This is a genomic window from Mycobacterium colombiense, assembly GCF_001672755.1.
Classification (GTDB): Bacteria; Actinomycetota; Actinomycetes; order Mycobacteriales; family Mycobacteriaceae; genus Mycobacterium; species Mycobacterium colombiense_C.
The window spans coordinates 78,913-93,080 of record NZ_LZKI01000133.1 but is presented as its reverse complement, the minus strand read 5'-3'; the positions used below and the strand labels follow the sequence as shown (position 1 = coordinate 93,080).

General features: G+C 67.9%; 13 protein-coding genes. 2 read left to right on the top strand and 11 right to left on the bottom strand.

The window, feature by feature from the left end:
• Positions 1-890: ATP-binding cassette domain-containing protein (locus A5708_RS19240; RefSeq protein WP_155766080.1), on the top strand; the 890-nt coding region annotated here is incomplete at its 5' end.
• Here the strand turns inward: A5708_RS19240 and A5708_RS19235 are convergent.
• The 10 genes from A5708_RS19235 to A5708_RS19190 form a co-directional block, all read right to left on the bottom strand.
• Positions 837-2,237: a bifunctional lysylphosphatidylglycerol flippase/synthetase MprF gene (locus A5708_RS19235; protein WP_065030151.1), complete on the bottom strand. Its 1,401-nt coding sequence runs from the start codon at positions 2,235-2,237 to the stop codon at positions 837-839. The genes A5708_RS19240 and A5708_RS19235 overlap by 54 nt on opposite strands.
• 144 nt (positions 2,238-2,381) lie before the next feature.
• Positions 2,382-3,230 (bottom strand): acyl-CoA thioesterase II, encoded by an 849-nt coding sequence (locus A5708_RS19230; RefSeq protein ID WP_155766081.1) that lies wholly within the window; start codon positions 3,228-3,230, stop codon positions 2,382-2,384.
• A gap of 92 nt (positions 3,231-3,322) precedes the next feature.
• Positions 3,323-4,741 (bottom strand): pyruvate kinase, encoded by a 1,419-nt coding sequence (pyk, locus tag A5708_RS19225; protein ID WP_065030143.1) that lies wholly within the window; start codon positions 4,739-4,741, stop codon positions 3,323-3,325.
• Between the two features lie 66 nt (positions 4,742-4,807).
• Positions 4,808-5,161, bottom strand: a complete 354-nt coding sequence (locus A5708_RS19220) for a DUF2752 domain-containing protein (RefSeq protein ID WP_065030142.1) — start codon at positions 5,159-5,161, stop codon at positions 4,808-4,810.
• A gap of 166 nt (positions 5,162-5,327) precedes the next feature.
• Positions 5,328-7,139, bottom strand: a complete 1,812-nt coding sequence (locus A5708_RS19215; protein ID WP_065030141.1) for a prolipoprotein diacylglyceryl transferase — start codon at positions 7,137-7,139, stop codon at positions 5,328-5,330.
• Entirely contained in the window at positions 7,136-7,951 is an 816-nt protein-coding gene (gene trpA / locus A5708_RS19210; RefSeq protein ID WP_065030140.1) for a tryptophan synthase subunit alpha, read from the bottom strand. Before trpA ends, A5708_RS19215 begins: the two co-directional genes overlap by 4 nt.
• On the bottom strand, positions 7,948-9,210 hold the full coding sequence (gene trpB, locus A5708_RS19205) for a tryptophan synthase subunit beta (protein WP_196772680.1): 1,263 nt from the start codon (positions 9,208-9,210) through the stop codon (positions 7,948-7,950). Before trpB ends, trpA begins: the two co-directional genes overlap by 4 nt.
• Before the next feature lie 70 nt (positions 9,211-9,280).
• Complete coding sequence (trpC, locus tag A5708_RS19200; RefSeq protein ID WP_007776189.1) at positions 9,281-10,099, bottom strand: indole-3-glycerol phosphate synthase TrpC; 819 nt, start codon at positions 10,097-10,099, stop codon at positions 9,281-9,283.
• Between the two features lie 112 nt (positions 10,100-10,211).
• The gene (locus tag A5708_RS19195) at positions 10,212-10,898 is read right to left on the bottom strand and encodes a TIGR02234 family membrane protein (RefSeq protein ID WP_065030138.1); all 687 of its coding nucleotides are present in this window, start codon (positions 10,896-10,898) and stop codon (positions 10,212-10,214) included.
• A complete protein-coding gene (locus A5708_RS19190) occupies positions 10,891-12,429 on the bottom strand; it encodes an anthranilate synthase component I (RefSeq protein ID WP_065030137.1) in 1,539 nt (512 codons plus the stop codon). The genes A5708_RS19195 and A5708_RS19190 overlap by 8 nt, the downstream gene beginning before the upstream one ends.
• A gap of 128 nt (positions 12,430-12,557) precedes the next feature.
• Here A5708_RS19190 and A5708_RS19185 point away from each other — a divergent pair, with 128 nt between their 5' ends.
• A complete protein-coding gene (locus A5708_RS19185) occupies positions 12,558-13,016 on the top strand; it encodes a peroxiredoxin (RefSeq protein ID WP_065030136.1) in 459 nt (152 codons plus the stop codon).
• A 3-nt stretch (positions 13,017-13,019) separates the two neighbouring features.
• Here the strand turns inward: A5708_RS19185 and A5708_RS19180 are convergent, their stop codons facing one another.
• On the bottom strand, positions 13,020-14,111 hold the full coding sequence (locus A5708_RS19180; RefSeq protein WP_065030135.1) for a calcium:proton antiporter: 1,092 nt from the start codon (positions 14,109-14,111) through the stop codon (positions 13,020-13,022).
• Positions 14,112-14,168 lie beyond the last annotated feature (57 nt).

Here is a 14,168-nt window from a genome sequence, read left to right as displayed (position 1 = left end):
CCACCACCCTGGCCGTGCTGATATTGCTGCCGCTGTCCGCCTTCGAGGCGATGACGCCGTTACCGGCCGCCGCGGTCCAATTGACCCGGTCGCGGATCGCCGCGCGCCGCCTGCTCGAACTGACCCCGCCCGGACCCGAGACCGCGACGGCGAGCGCACCCACACCGGCCGGCACCGGACGGTTGTCGGCCGACGTGCGTTCCGGTCATGACGGCGCGGCACGCTCGACCCGGATCGCGGTGGATCTGCCGCCGGGCGCGCGGCTGGCCGTCACCGGCGCCAGCGGTTCCGGCAAGACGACGCTGTTGATGACGCTCGCCGGCCTGCTGCCGCCCCTGGACGGACGGGTGACGCTGGACGGTACCGCCGTGAACGAGTTCGGCGAGACCGACTTGCGCAGCACGATCGCGTTTTTCGCCGAGGACGCGCATATCTTCGCCACCACCATCCGCGACAACCTGTTGGTCGCCCGCGGAGACTGCCCCGACGACGAATTGACGGCAGCACTGGACGCGGTCGGCCTGGGCGCCTGGCTCGCGGGTCTGCCCGACGGCTTGTCCACGGTGCTCACCGGTGGGGCGCAAGCCCTTTCGGCTGGTCAGCGCAGAAGGCTGCTGCTGGCCCGCGCGGTGATCTCGCCCACGCGGATCGTGCTGCTCGACGAGCCCACCGAACACCTCGATGTCACTGACGCCGAACAGGTCCTCCGCGACCTGTTGGCCCCGAATTCGCGGTTGATGCCCGCACAGCGGACTGTGGTGGTGGCTACTCACCACCTGCCCGAGGGGCTGGGCTGTCGGCAACTACGCGTCGATGACGAGGTGACGCGGGCGGACTCAAAGGTGTCGCCGGCGCGGCATGAACTCCAGCGACAGCAGCACGAACAGTAGTGGGACGATCTGCGTCATGGAGATCAGCGCGTAGCGCCGTGCGTCCAGCGCGTGCCACTTGCGCACATACCGATATAGCGACTCGAGGGCGATCAACGGGTCGAGCACGTGGATCAACCGGTAGAAGACGCGCTGCGTCCAGCCGCGGTTCTTGTCGTCGAAAATCTCCGGGAACGCGGCGAACGCCAGCGATACCCGCTGCGCCCCGGTCTCTTTGCCGGCCATGATCATGTCGACGCTGAGCCGCTCGTCGAGGCCGTTGGGGGCGCTGCGCCGGCGCCAGGGCACGTCGAGGGTGATGTCGCTGCCCTCGCCGGCCGTGGCGTACCGGTGGAATGCCTGCACCGTGCCCGCTTTGTCCCGGGCGATGATGAGCTGGATTCCCGGGAAGCGGCCCTCCAGCACGCCGTCGAGGTTCATGTGGAATCCGCGATCGGCGTGGGCCCCCTTGGATGACTCGCGCACCACCTCGGTCAGCTCGGCCAGCAGCTTGTCGTCGAGTCCCTGCTCCGACACGATTTCTGTTGTGACACCGCAATTGTGGGTGCGCTTCACCGCCTGACGCAGGTTGCGGAACTTGCGACCCACCATGTCGAAGCCGGACACGTCGACCACCACATCGCGGCCAATCGGTATGGGCCGCAACGATTGTCCCAACACCGTCGAATCGGTCCACAGGCCCAGCCGGCGCTCGCCGCATCCCACCACGGCGATCCGCCATCCGTGGGCGTGGCAGGTGGCGACGAAATCGGCGACCAGCTCCGGGAAGTGAGCCTCGTCGCCGATCGGGTCACCGCTGACAACGGCGATTCCCATCCGCGTCCGGTAGGCCAGCGCCGCGGTGCCGTCGGCGGTGAACTGATAGCTCTTGCCGGTCTGCATGGTGAACGGCGCGAGCGCGTCGCCGCCGGTCGCGTTGATCAGTTTCCAGACACGCGGCAGGTCACCGGGCCGCGGATACGAGGTCGTCGGCCACATCAACACCATGCCCGAGCTGGCGATTACCAAATCACCGAGCAAATCGAACGACAGCACATGCAGGCCCAGTCCCGCCAGCACGAAAAAGGCGGCCGCGGTGGCGTGCAAGGTCGTCACGGGCCGGCCGAGAAAGATGCCGCGAGCCATCCAGGCCACCGCGACCAGCACGGTCAGCGACCAGGCCAATCGGTCGGTGTAGTCCCAGCTCGGATGGCGATGGTGCCGGGCGAGGATCTCGATGAGCCAGCACGCCGCGCCGAACAGCGCCAACGCGCCGATCAGACGGGCCGCGAGCGAATCGACCGACACGACAACGCGTTCGCGCGCGCGAGGTCTTGCTACCGTGACGTCCACCACTGGCCCGTTCACAATCACCTCCCGATGCGCTGACACCAGCTGGGCGGGTTGATTACCGCCTCTGCACCGAATACCCGACTACGTCAAAGCTACGCCGGACGAGGGCCGTTCAGGGCCCGAATTCGCGCGGAGATTCCGTAGCTATTAGGTCACGTTTTATCGACCGGAAGATGGGAAGTATTTCAGCACGCCTTCTTGCACCACCGTGGCGAGCGGTTGCCCGGATCGGTCGAAGAAGTGCCCGGTGCCCAGTCCCCGCGAATCGGCCGCCACCGGCGACGATGTGGAGTACAGCACCCAGTCGTTGAAGTTGACCTGCCGGTGAAACCAAATGGAATGATTGGCCGAGGCGGCGAATATGCGGTCGAATCCCCAGGAAAGGCCGTGTGTAGTGATAACCGAGTCCAATACCGTGGTGTCCGACGAATACACCATTGTCGCCGTGTGCAATACGGGGTCGTCGGGAACTTCTCCCAAAGCCTTGACCCAGACGCGATTGTGCGGGAGCCGATCGCCCTTCGTGCGCATCACCCAGGCGGGGTCGTTGGTGTAACGCCACTCGATGGGCTGCAGGGCGTTGACGAAGTGCGGAACGGTTTCTTCGTAGCCACGCAGGAGTTCGCCGATGGTGGGCTGCGTGTGCGGGTCGGCCACCTCCGGCGGCTCGACGCCGTGCTCCAGGCCGCGGCCGCCAGCCATGTAGGAGACCAGGGCCGTGGACAGCAGCGTGCCGTCTTGCATCGCATCGACGCGCCGATTGGCGAAGCGGCGCTCGTCGCGCAGCCGCGTCACGCGGAATTCGATGTCCTTGGCGGTGTCTCCCCCGTTGATGAAGTGCACCGACAGCGCGCCCGGCGGCAGGTCGTCGCGAACCAGGCTGCGGCTGCTCGCGACAAACGACTGCGACATGAGCTGACCGCCGAAGGTCCGCATGGGGTTCTTGCTGGGATGCGAACCGATGAACAGGTCGTCGTCGACGCGGTGGAGATCGAGTGTCGCCAGCAGCTCCGCGAAGTCCGGATGGGTCTGTGCCGCGGCTTCGTCGACCGCATTCGGCTCTTGAGACTCACAGCCGGCCGGCACACGCTCTCCTCTAGTTAGACGTCGTCCTCCCCGATCCGATGCACATGGATGAGGTTGGTTGACCCTACTGTGCCAGGTGGCGCGCCGGCGACGATGACCACCAGGTCGCCCCGCTTGTAACGACCGAGTTCCAGCAGCGATTTGTCGACCTGGCGAATCATGCCGTCCGTGGAGGTCATCATCGGGACGATGAACGTTTCGGTGCCCCAGGTCATGGCCAGCTGACTGCGCACCTCGGGCCACGCCGTGAAGGCCAGCAGCGGCAGCGGGGTGTGCAGGCGCGCGAGGCGCTTGACCGTGTCGCCGGACTGGGTGAACGCGACCAGCGCCTTGGCGTCGAGCCGCTCACCGATGTCGCGGGCCGCGTACGAGATCACGCCGCGCTTGGTGCGCGGCACGTGCGTCAGCGGCGGCGCGGCCGTGGAGTTGTCCTCGACCGCGCAGATGATGCGCGCCATGGTCCGAACGGCCGCCAGCGGATACTTCCCCACCGAGGTTTCCCCGGACAACATCACCGCGTCGGCCCCGTCCAGGACGGCGTTGGCGACGTCGGAGGCCTCGGCCCGGGTCGGCCGTGAGCTCTCGATCATCGAATCGAGCATCTGGGTCGCCACGATCACGGGTTTCGCGTTCTCCCGGGCCATCTGGATGGCCCGCTTCTGTACCAGTGGGACCTCTTCCAGGGGCAGCTCGACGCCCAGGTCGCCACGGGCCACCATGATCGCGTCGAAGGCCAGCACGATGGCCTCCAGATTGTCGACGGCCTCCGGCTTCTCCAGCTTCGCGATCACCGGCACCCGCCGGCCGACGCGGTCCATCACCTCGTGCACCAACTCGACGTCCGAGGGCGAACGCACGAACGAGAGCGCGACCAGGTCGACACCGAGCTCGAGCGCGAAGGTGAGATCCTCGATGTCCTTCTCCGACAAGGCCGGTGCGGACACGTTCATGCCGGGCAGCGAGATGCCCTTGTTGTTGCTGACCGGGCCGCCCTCGACGACACCGCAGATGACGTCGTCACCCTCGATGCCGTCGATCACCAGGCCGACCTTGCCGTCATCGACCAGGATCCGGTCGCCGACGGCGGCGTCCTCGGCCAGCTTCTTGTAGGTGGTCGACACCCGGTCGTGGTCGCCCTCGCAGTCGGCGACGGTGATCCGCACCGTTTCGCCGTCGGCCCAGTACGTGGGCCCGGTCGCGAAACGCCCCAGCCGGATCTTGGGGCCCTGCAGGTCGGCGAGCACGCCGACGGCGCGCCCCGTGGCGTCGGAAGCGGACCTGATGCGCTCGTAGGCGGCTTTGTGATCGGAGTAGTCGCCGTGGCTGAAGTTCAGCCTCGCGACGTCCATTCCGGCCTCAACCAGGGCCAGGATCGACTCATCCGAATTGGTCGCAGGGCCAAGGGTGCAGACGATCTTCCCGCGTCTACTCACGCCGACCCAGCATAGTCGTGTGTAACCCCTACGGCCCGCAGATAGCGGCCGCCGCGCAGTGTGCTTTTACCCACCAAGAACGGTGGGAAACAAGGGGAAGACCGGCAGGTTACGCAGCACGGTCCACGCGATCGTCGCGACGACGACGGTCAGCAACGCGGCCCGGGGCGGCAATCCCTTGCCGCGGGCGCGGCGCACCAGCAGCCATGCGGCCAACAGCGGGATTCCTACCAGCAAAAAGACGTTGTCGTGGATGCCGGCCATCAGGTCGCCGTGCAACACGTCGTGCGTCATCCGCAGCCCGCCGCAAAACGGGCAATTCCAGCCGGTGAGCCATTTGAACGGACACGTCGGGTAGATCGCACTCGGACTGTGCGGGTCCGCCAGCGCGACGTAGCCGAGCGCGCCACCCAGCGCCACGCCGGTCCCGGTCGCGATGGAGAGGCGATGGCGCCGCAGGCCGTGCGGATGGGGTTGCGCGGGCGAATGAGATTGCCTCATCTTGCCGCTGACCTCGCGTTGGTCACGTTTTTCAGCATGCCAGATCCGTTGCGCCCCGAGCTGTGAAATCGGGGCTCGGCGGTGGTCAGCGGCCCGACAGCCGGTTCCTCAGTCGCGAGCCCCATCGCCGACGGGTTTCCGGCTGGGCTGGGCTCGTTGCGGGTTCGGGTGTCTCGGGTTCGGGCGTCTCGGCAGCCGGCTCGTCCTGCGTTGCGGCCTTCGGCTCTTCGTCTTCGGGCTCGGCCTCTTTCGCTTCCGGTTCCTCGGCTTCGGGCTCTTCCAATTCTTCGGCTTCGGGCTCTTCCGATTCCGCTTGGGGCTCTTCCGATTCCGCTTCGGGCTCTTCCGATTCCGCGGCTTCGGGCTCTTCCGATTCCGCTTCGGACTCTTCCGATTCCTCGGCTTGCGGCTCTTCCGATTCCGCTTCGGGCTCTTCCGGCTCCGCGGCTTCGGCTTGGGGCTGTTCGGTTTCCGACCCCCCCGCTTCGGCCTCAGGCTCGACGGCTTCGGGCTCTTCCGATTCCGCTTCGGACTCTTCCGCCTCAGGCTCGGACTCTTCCGCCTCAGGCTCGTCAGCTTTCGGCTCCGCCGCTTCGACTTCCGGCTCCGCAGCTTCGGCTTCCGGCTCTATTGCTCCGGCTTCAGGCTCCTCCGCTTCGGAATCCTCGGTCTCGACCTCCTCAGGCTCGGCCTCGGCTTCCGTCTCGTCGGATTCCGCTTCTGCCTCGACCGCTTCGGACTCCCCGACCTCGGACTCCCCGACCTCGGACTCCCCGGCCTCGGGCTTCTCGGCCTCCGGCTCTTCGACCTCGGCTGCGCCGGCTTCCGGCTCGACGGCCTCCGTCGAGTCCGCCACCGGTTCTTCGGCTTCCGCATCGGCGGCGGTGGTTTCGTCGGCCTCCGGCGTCTGCAGCGACGATGTCGGCGCATCGGCTGCCGCCACGCCCACAGCGCCCGCCGCGGTTGTCGCTGCGGCCACCGTCGCGGGCTCTTCCTCCGGCTCGGCTTCCGCCTCCTCCTCGTCGAGGTACTGATTGCCGCGCAGGCTCTCGGGATCTTCGCGGCCCTTCGGCGCCGCCATCAGATACACCACGGCCCCGATGAACACGAAAGTCGATGTGAACGAGTTGATCCGGATGCCGGCGATGTGGGTGGCGGTGTCGTCGCGCAGCAGCTCGACACAGAACCGCCCGACGCAATAGCCCGCCACGTACAGAGCGAACAGGCGGCCGTGGCCCAACGTGAAGCGCCGGTCCGCATAGATCAGCGCGACGAAAATCAGGACGTTCCAGATCAATTCGTAGAGGAAGGTCGGCTGCACCACGAACGCGATCTGGCCCGTCGAGACGCCATCCAGCGAATGCGGGTCGATGTAGCCCGAGGGGTCTCGGCGGTAGAAGACCTCCAGGCCCCACGGCAGCGTGGTTTCGCGGCCGTAGAGCTCCTGGTTGAAGTAATTACCGAGCCGGCCGATGGCCTGCGCCAGAATGATTCCGGGAGCCAGCGCGTCGGCGAAGGCCGGAAGCGGAATCCCATGCCGGCGGCAGCCGATCCAGGCGCCCACCGCGCCGAGCGCCACGGCGCCCCAGATACCCAAGCCGCCGTCCCAGATCCGCACGGCCGCCCCGAGTCCGGCGCCACCGGGGCCCCAATACGTGCGCCAATCGGTGGCCAGGTGATAGAGCCGGCCACCAATCAAGCCGAACGGCACCGTCCACAGCGCGATGTCGTAGATCACGCCGCGCTCGCCGCCGCGGGCCTCCCAGCGCCGGTCACCGATCAGCAGTGCGGTCACGATGCCGGCGATGATGAACAACGCATAGGCCCGGATGGGTAGCGGGCCGAGGTGCCATACGCCCTGCGGCGGGCTCGGGAAATAGGCCAGCAGCTTTGTCATGAGGCGGCCGCCCTCTGACGAACACCGGCGGCGAGTTCCTCAGTCAGTGCACGCAATGCAGTCAACCCCCCGTCCCCCAGTGCCGACACCAGCGCGGACCCGACAATGACACCGTCGGCGTAGCTGCCGATCTGGGCGGCCTGCTCTCGCGACCGCACCCCCAGACCGACACCGACGGGTATGTCGGATACCTCCTTGACCCTGCTCACCAACTCGGGCGCGGCGTTGGACACGACGTCGCGCGCCCCGGTCACGCCCATCGTCGAGGCCGCGTAGACGAATCCACGCGACGCGTCGACCGTCATCGCCAACCGCTGCGGCGTCGAGGACGGCGCCACCAGAAAGATCCGGTCCAACCGGTGCTCCTCGGAGGCCGCCAACCACTGCCCGGCCTCGTCGGGGATGAGATCCGGCGTGATCAGGCCGAAGCCGCCGGCGGATGCCAGATCCCGGGCGAACGCGTCAACCCCGTAGCGCAGTACCGGGTTCCAGTAGGTCATCACCACGGCGCGGCCGCCGGCCGCGCTGATCGCCTCGACCGCGGCAAGGGTGTCGCGAACGCGCACTCCCCCGTGCAGTGCGATCTCAGTGGCCTTGGCGATGGTCGGGCCGTCCATGCCCGGATCCGAATAGGGAACCCCGACTTCGATGATGTCGCAACCCGATTCGACCAGTGCCGTCATCCCCTTCATCGACGTCGGCACGTCGGGGTAACCGGTGGGAAGATAGCCGATCAGCGCCGCGCGATTGTCTTTGCGGCAGTCATCGAAGATCGACTCGAGCTTGCCCGCTTCGCTGTGTTTGACCGTCATCGATCGCTGGATCCCAACAGCCCGAACCACTTCGCGGCGGTCTCGACGTCCTTGTCGCCGCGCCCGGACAGGTTCACCACGACGATCGCGCCGCGCTCCAACTCGGGTCCCAGTTTCAGCGCACCCGCCACGGCGTGCGCGGATTCGATGGCCGGGATGATTCCCTCCGTGCGGCACAGGATTCGGAATGCATCCATCGCCTCGGAGTCGGTGATCGGACGGTATTCGGCGCGGCCCGTCTCGCGCAGATACGCATGTTCTGGGCCAACTCCCGGATAGTCGAGACCGGCTGAGATGGAGTGGGATTCGATGGTCTGCCCGTCCTCGTCCTGTAACAGATACGAGAAAGATCCCTGAAACGCACCGGGCGAGCCGCCGCTGAATGTCGCGGCGTGCCTGCCGGTTTCGACGCCGTCGCCGGCCGCCTCGAATCCGACCAGCCGCACATTCGGATCGTCGATGAACGGGTGGAAGATCCCGATGGCGTTGGAACCGCCGCCGATGCAGGCCACCACGGCGTCGGGCAACCGGCCCGCCTGAGCCTGGATCTGGGCGCGCGCCTCGAGGCCGATGATCCGCTGAAAGTCGCGCACCATGGCGGGGAAGGGATGCGGGCCGGCCGCGGTGCCGAAGCAATAGAAGGTGTTGTCGGCGTTGGTAACCCAATCGCGGAACGCCTCGTTGATGGCGTCCTTGAGCGTCCTGGAACCGCTTTCCACCGAGACGACCGTCGCCCCCAGCAGGCGCATCCGCGCCACGTTGAGCGCCTGACGCTCGGTGTCCACCGCGCCCATGTAGATCACACACTCCAGGCCGAGCAGGGCGCACGCGGTGGCGGTCGCGACGCCGTGCTGACCGGCGCCGGTCTCGGCGATCACCCGCTTCTTGCCCATCCGCTGGGCCAGCAACGCCTGACCGAGCACGTTGTTGATCTTGTGAGAACCGGTGTGGTTCAGGTCTTCTCGCTTGAGGAAGATGCGCGCGCCGGCTTGCTCGGACAGTCGGGGGGCCTCGTACAGGGGCGACGGCCGGCCGGCGTAGTTCGCCTGCAGGTAATCCAGCGTGTCCAGGAAATCCTGGTTGACACGTTCCTTCTCGTAGGCCGCGGTGACTTCTTCGATCACGGCCATCAACGCCTCGGCGACGTAGCGGCCGCCGTACACACCGAAATGGCCACCCGCATCGGGTTCGTGGCGGGTGGGTTCGGCGATGGCTGCGCTCGCGAGCGGAAGGTCCGGGCGGGACAGGTCCACCATCACCAAGTCTCTATGCGGGGATGGCTCATGGGTTCAACGTTTCAGCGCTGGGGCTTTTGGAGTGACGTAGCGACTAGCGAGCCGGTTTCGGACAGGACGGATGGGTGCCAGCGGTGACCAGGTCGGCAACCGCGGCGCGCGGATCACCACTTTTGACCAGGCCTTCGCCGACCAGGACGGCGTCGGCGCCCGCACCGGCGTACGCCAGCAGGTCTCCCGTACCGCGCACACCGGATTCGGCGATCCTGATCACGTTGCTGGGCAGCCCGGGAGCGATGCGCGCGAAGCAATCCCGGTCCACCTCCAACGTCGCCAGATCGCGGGCATTGACGCCGATTACGTTGGCCCCGGCCTTGAGCGCCCGGTCGGCTTCCTCCTCGGTGTGCACCTCGACGAGCGCCGTCATGCCCAGTGATTCGGTGCGGTCCAGCATCGACACCAACGCCGACTGCTCCAGCGCCGCGACGATGAGCAGCAACATATCCGCGCCGTGCGCTCGCGCCTCGTGGATCTGATACGGCTGCACGACAAAGTCTTTGCGCAGAATCGGTATCGAGACGGCCGCGCGAACCGCGTCGAGGTCGTCGAGCGAGCCGTGGAAGCGCCGCTCCTCGGTCAACACGCTGATGATGCGGGCGCCACCGTCTTCGTAGGCCCGGGCCAGTTTCGCCGGATCGGCAATGGTCGCCAGCGAACCCGCCGACGGGCTGGCGCGCTTGACCTCCGCGATGACACCGATTCCGGGCTCGCGCAGGGCGGCCATCACGTCGCGCGGTGGCGGCGCGGCCGCTGCGGCGGCCTTGATCTCGGACAGGCTGATGAGCGCCTCGCGCGCGGCAACGTCGGCCCGGACTCCCTCGAGGATGGAGTCAAGCACGGTTGCCGGACTCATGCCTGTCGTTTCCCTTCGCCCTGTCGCCCGCTGTCATCTCACGGCCACTGTGTTGTCCCCGGCCGATTGCGACGACGTGAATGAAGGGTAGCGGCCCGCGGCTTGCGGCCCGTCACCGACCCTCGGTGTCAGACTCGTTCGGCCGATCGGTTGGGTCGCGTCCCTCGTCAAGCGCGTCCCAGATCATCCGCTCCGACATTCCCGGCGTCTCCGGCTCCTCCAGCATCGCCCCGTCGGCCTCTTCGCGTCGCATAATCGACCGGCGCGTCGCCGGTGCGGCGTACTTTATTGCGCTCGAGCGGGCCGACCCCGAGTCGGACGCGGAACGCATGAGCAGGACGGCGGCGATCAACGTGCAGGCCGCGGCGGCCACCGTGACGCCCGCGCCCCAGTACCGCCGCTCGCTTCCCACCAGCGACATCACCGAGACATGCGCCAGCTCGGCGCCGCGTACCGCCACGTCGGGCAGCACCCACAGGCTGATCCCCAGGTAGCCCACCGCCATGCTGACCACCGCCAGCAGGCCCGCCAGCGCGCGCAGCAGCCAACCCCGCACGGCGATGGCGGCGACGGCCGCGGCCAGCAGGAGCAACGCCAACGGCAGCAGCGCCGTCGACCACGCACCACCGGCCAAGGTCACCTGTTTGGGCGGCCCCAGCCCGTCGAAGGACCGGATGACGACCCACGGCAGGCGTGACGCCACCCACAACGTCGCGGCGGCAATCACCAGCACTGCCTGGGCAATCCGGATCAGCCACCGGCTGTTCGCCCGACCGGTGTCCGCGTCTTCCTCACTCATCGCCGCTGGGGCCGGGTTCGGTGAGCGTCTCGGCGGCCGCGATCGCGCACAGCACCGCGCGGGCCTTGTTGGTCGCCTCGGTGTACTCGTAGGGGCCGTTGGAGTCCGCCACGACCCCACCCCCGGATTGCACGTACGCGGTGCCGTCGCGCATCAGGGCGGTGCGGATGGCGATCGCGAAGTCGGCATTGCCGGCGAAGTCCAGGTAACCGACCACGCCGCCGTACAGGCCGCGGCGCGTCTTCTCCACCTCTTCGATGAGCTCCATAGCCCGGACCTTCGGTGCGCCAGACAACGTGCCGGCCGGGAAGCAGGCCGTCACCGCGTCCAGCGCGGTGCGACCCTCGGCGAGCGTGCCGGTCACCGTCGACACCAGGTGCATGACGTGGCTATAGCGTTCGATGTGGCTGTAGTCCTCCACGCGCACGGTGCCCGGCGCGCAGACCCGGCCCAGATCGTTGCGGCCCAGGTCGACGAGCATCAGGTGCTCGGCGCGCTCCTTCTCGTCGGCCAGCAGCTCCTTTTCCAGCAGCTGGTCCTCTTCTTCGGTGCCCCCGCGCCACCGGGTGCCGGCGATCGGATGGGTGGTCGCGGCGCCGTCGGCAACGGTGACCAGCGCCTCCGGACTGGAGCCGACGATCGAAAAATCAGTTCCGCCAGCGCCATTCGGTACCTGCAGCAGATACATGTAGGGGCTCGGGTTGGTGACCCGCAACATCCGGTACACGTCGATCGGATCGACGTGGGTGTCCATTTCGAACCGTTGCGAGGGCACCACTTGGAAGGCCTCACCCGCGGCGATCTGGTCGACCAGGTAGTCGACGATCTTTCCGTAATCCTCGACGCTGCGCTGCGCGCGGTAGCGCGGCTCGGGCCGCTCGAACGTGCCGACCGTGGACGGCAACGGCTGGCCCAGCGCCGCCGTCATCACGTCCAGGCGGGCGATCGCGTCGTCGTAGGCCTCGTCCACCCGCTCGTCGGTCCCGTTCCAGTTCACGGCGTTGGCGATCAGCGTGATGGTGCCCTCGTGGTGATCGACCGCGGCCACATCGGTGGCCAGCAGCAGCAACATGTCGGGCAGCTTCAGGTCGTCGACGGCCAGCTCGGGCAGCCGTTCCAGGCGCCGCACCATGTCGTAGGCGAAGAACCCGACCATCCCGCCCGACAGCGGCGGCAGCCCGTCGAGCGGGGCGGTGGCCAACAGCTCGCACGTGGCCCGCAGGGCCTGCAGCGGGTCGCCCCCGGTCGGTGCGTCCTGTGGCACCACGCCCAGCCAGACGGCCTCACCGTCGCGCACGGTCAGCGCCGACGGCGCCCCGGCGCCGATGAACGACCACCGCGACCAGGAACGGCCGTGCTCGGCCGATTCCAGCAGAAAGGTGGCGGGGCGGTTGGCGGCGAGTTTGCGGTAGGCCGACAGCGGCGTCTCGCTGTCGGCCAGCACCTTGCGGGTCACCGGAACCACGCGGTGCTCAGCTGCCAGCTGACGGAAATCCTCTCGTGAGGTCGTCGCGGCGAGGTGGGCGTGCACGGAACCATCCTCCCAGACGGGTTGCCGCCCGATGACGATGCGGCCCGCGCAGCGGGGCGGGGAGGAATCGGGCAATCGGGCTGTGCTTCGGGCCAGCCCGACGTCGGCGGCGGCGTAGCGTGTCCGCCATGAAACCTGGTGACACCGTCGCGGACTTCGAGTTACCCGATCAGACCGGGACGCCGCGCAAGCTCAGCGAACTGCTCTCCGGTGGGCCCGTCGTGCTGTTCTTCTACCCGGCCGCGATGACGCCCGGCTGCACCAAGGAAGCGTGCCACTTCCGCGACCTGGCCTCCGAATTCGCCGCGGTGGGGGCCAGCCGGGTGGGCATCAGCGCCGACGACGTCCAGAAGCAGGCCAAGTTCGCCGACCTGCAGAAGTTCGACTACCCGCTGCTGTCGGACAGCGGCGGCGCCGTCGCCACGCAGTTCGGCGTCAAGCGCGGCCTGCTCGGCAAGCTGATGCCGGTCAAGCGCACGACGTTCGTGATCGACACCGACCGCACGGTGCTCGAGGTGATCTCCAGCGAGTTCAACATGGACAGCCACGCCGACAAGGCGCTGGCGACGCTGCGCGCCCGGACGTAGCCGTCAGGGGCTGATCGCCAGGAACACGTAGGCGGCCAGCAGCACCAGATGCACCTCGCCCTGCAGGCGGGTCGCCCGCCCGGGCACCACCGTCAGCACGCTGATCACCACCGTCAGGGCGAGCAACACCAGCTGGATGGCACCGAGGCCGAGCACCAGCGGCCCCTTGAGCCAGATCGACGCCAGCGCGATCGCCGGGATGGTGAGCCCGATGCTGGCCATCGCCGATCCGTACGCCAGGTTCAGGCTGATCTGGATGCGCCCCTGCCGCGCCGCCCGCACGGCCGCGAGCGTCTCGGGCAGCAGCACCAGCGCGGCGATGATCACGCCCACGAACGACTGCGGGAAGCCGACCGCAGTCACCGCCTTCTCGACCGCCGGCGACTCCTCCTCGGCCAGACCCACCACCGCCACCAGCGCGCCGAGCATCAACCCGAGGCTGGTCAGCGCCGCGCGGGTGGTCGGTGGGTCGGCATGGCTTTCGTCCGCGAACAGGCTCTTCTGGCCCTTCTGCGCGATCGGCAGGAAGAAGTCGCGGTGCCGGACGGTCTGCGTGAACACGAACACCAGGTAGAGCAGCAGCGAGGCGACCGCGGCGAAGGTGAGCTGCCCGGGCGAGAACTCCTTGCCGACGGCGGTGGTGGTGAACGCGGGCAGCACCAGGCTCAGTGTCGCCAGCGTGGTCACGGTGGCCAGCGCGGCGCCGCTGCCTTCGGCGTTGAACAGCGTCACGCCGTAGCGCCGGGAACCGAGCAGCAGCGACAACCCGGCGATCCCGTTGGTGGTGATCATCAGCGCGGCGAAGGCCGTGTCCCGGGCCAGGGTCGCCGTCTCGTTGCCGCCGGACGCCATCAGCTCGACGATCAAAGCCACCTCGATGACGGTCACCGCGGCCGCGAGCACCAACGACCCGAACGGCTCGCCGACCCGGTGGGCGACCACCTCCGCGTGATGCACCGCGGCGACCACCGCACCGATGAGAAACAGCGCCGTCAACCCGACCAGCACCGGCCCGAGCGTCTTGCCCCAGATCAATGCCAGCACGACGACGGAAAGCACCGGCACAACGACGTTCCAGGACAACCATTTCGACATTGACCGCCATTCTTGTCGAAGTCGTGCGCCCGCGCCCGCGGAAAGTGACCGCAGACA

Coding starts and splice junctions, on each gene's coding strand:
- A5708_RS19215 (WP_065030141.1), bottom strand. CDS start 7,139: ATGACAAAGCTGCTGGCCTATTTCCCGAGCCCGCCGCAGGGCGTATGG.
- trpA (WP_065030140.1), bottom strand. CDS start 7,951: ATGACGGTCAAACACAGCGAAGCGGGCAAGCTCGAGTCGATCTTCGAT.
- trpC (WP_007776189.1), bottom strand. CDS start 10,099: ATGAGTCCGGCAACCGTGCTTGACTCCATCCTCGAGGGAGTCCGGGCC.
- A5708_RS19195 (WP_065030138.1), bottom strand. CDS start 10,898: ATGAGTGAGGAAGACGCGGACACCGGTCGGGCGAACAGCCGGTGGCTG.
- A5708_RS19185 (WP_065030136.1), top strand. CDS start 12,558: ATGAAACCTGGTGACACCGTCGCGGACTTCGAGTTACCCGATCAGACC.
- A5708_RS19180 (WP_065030135.1), bottom strand. CDS start 14,111: ATGTCGAAATGGTTGTCCTGGAACGTCGTTGTGCCGGTGCTTTCCGTC.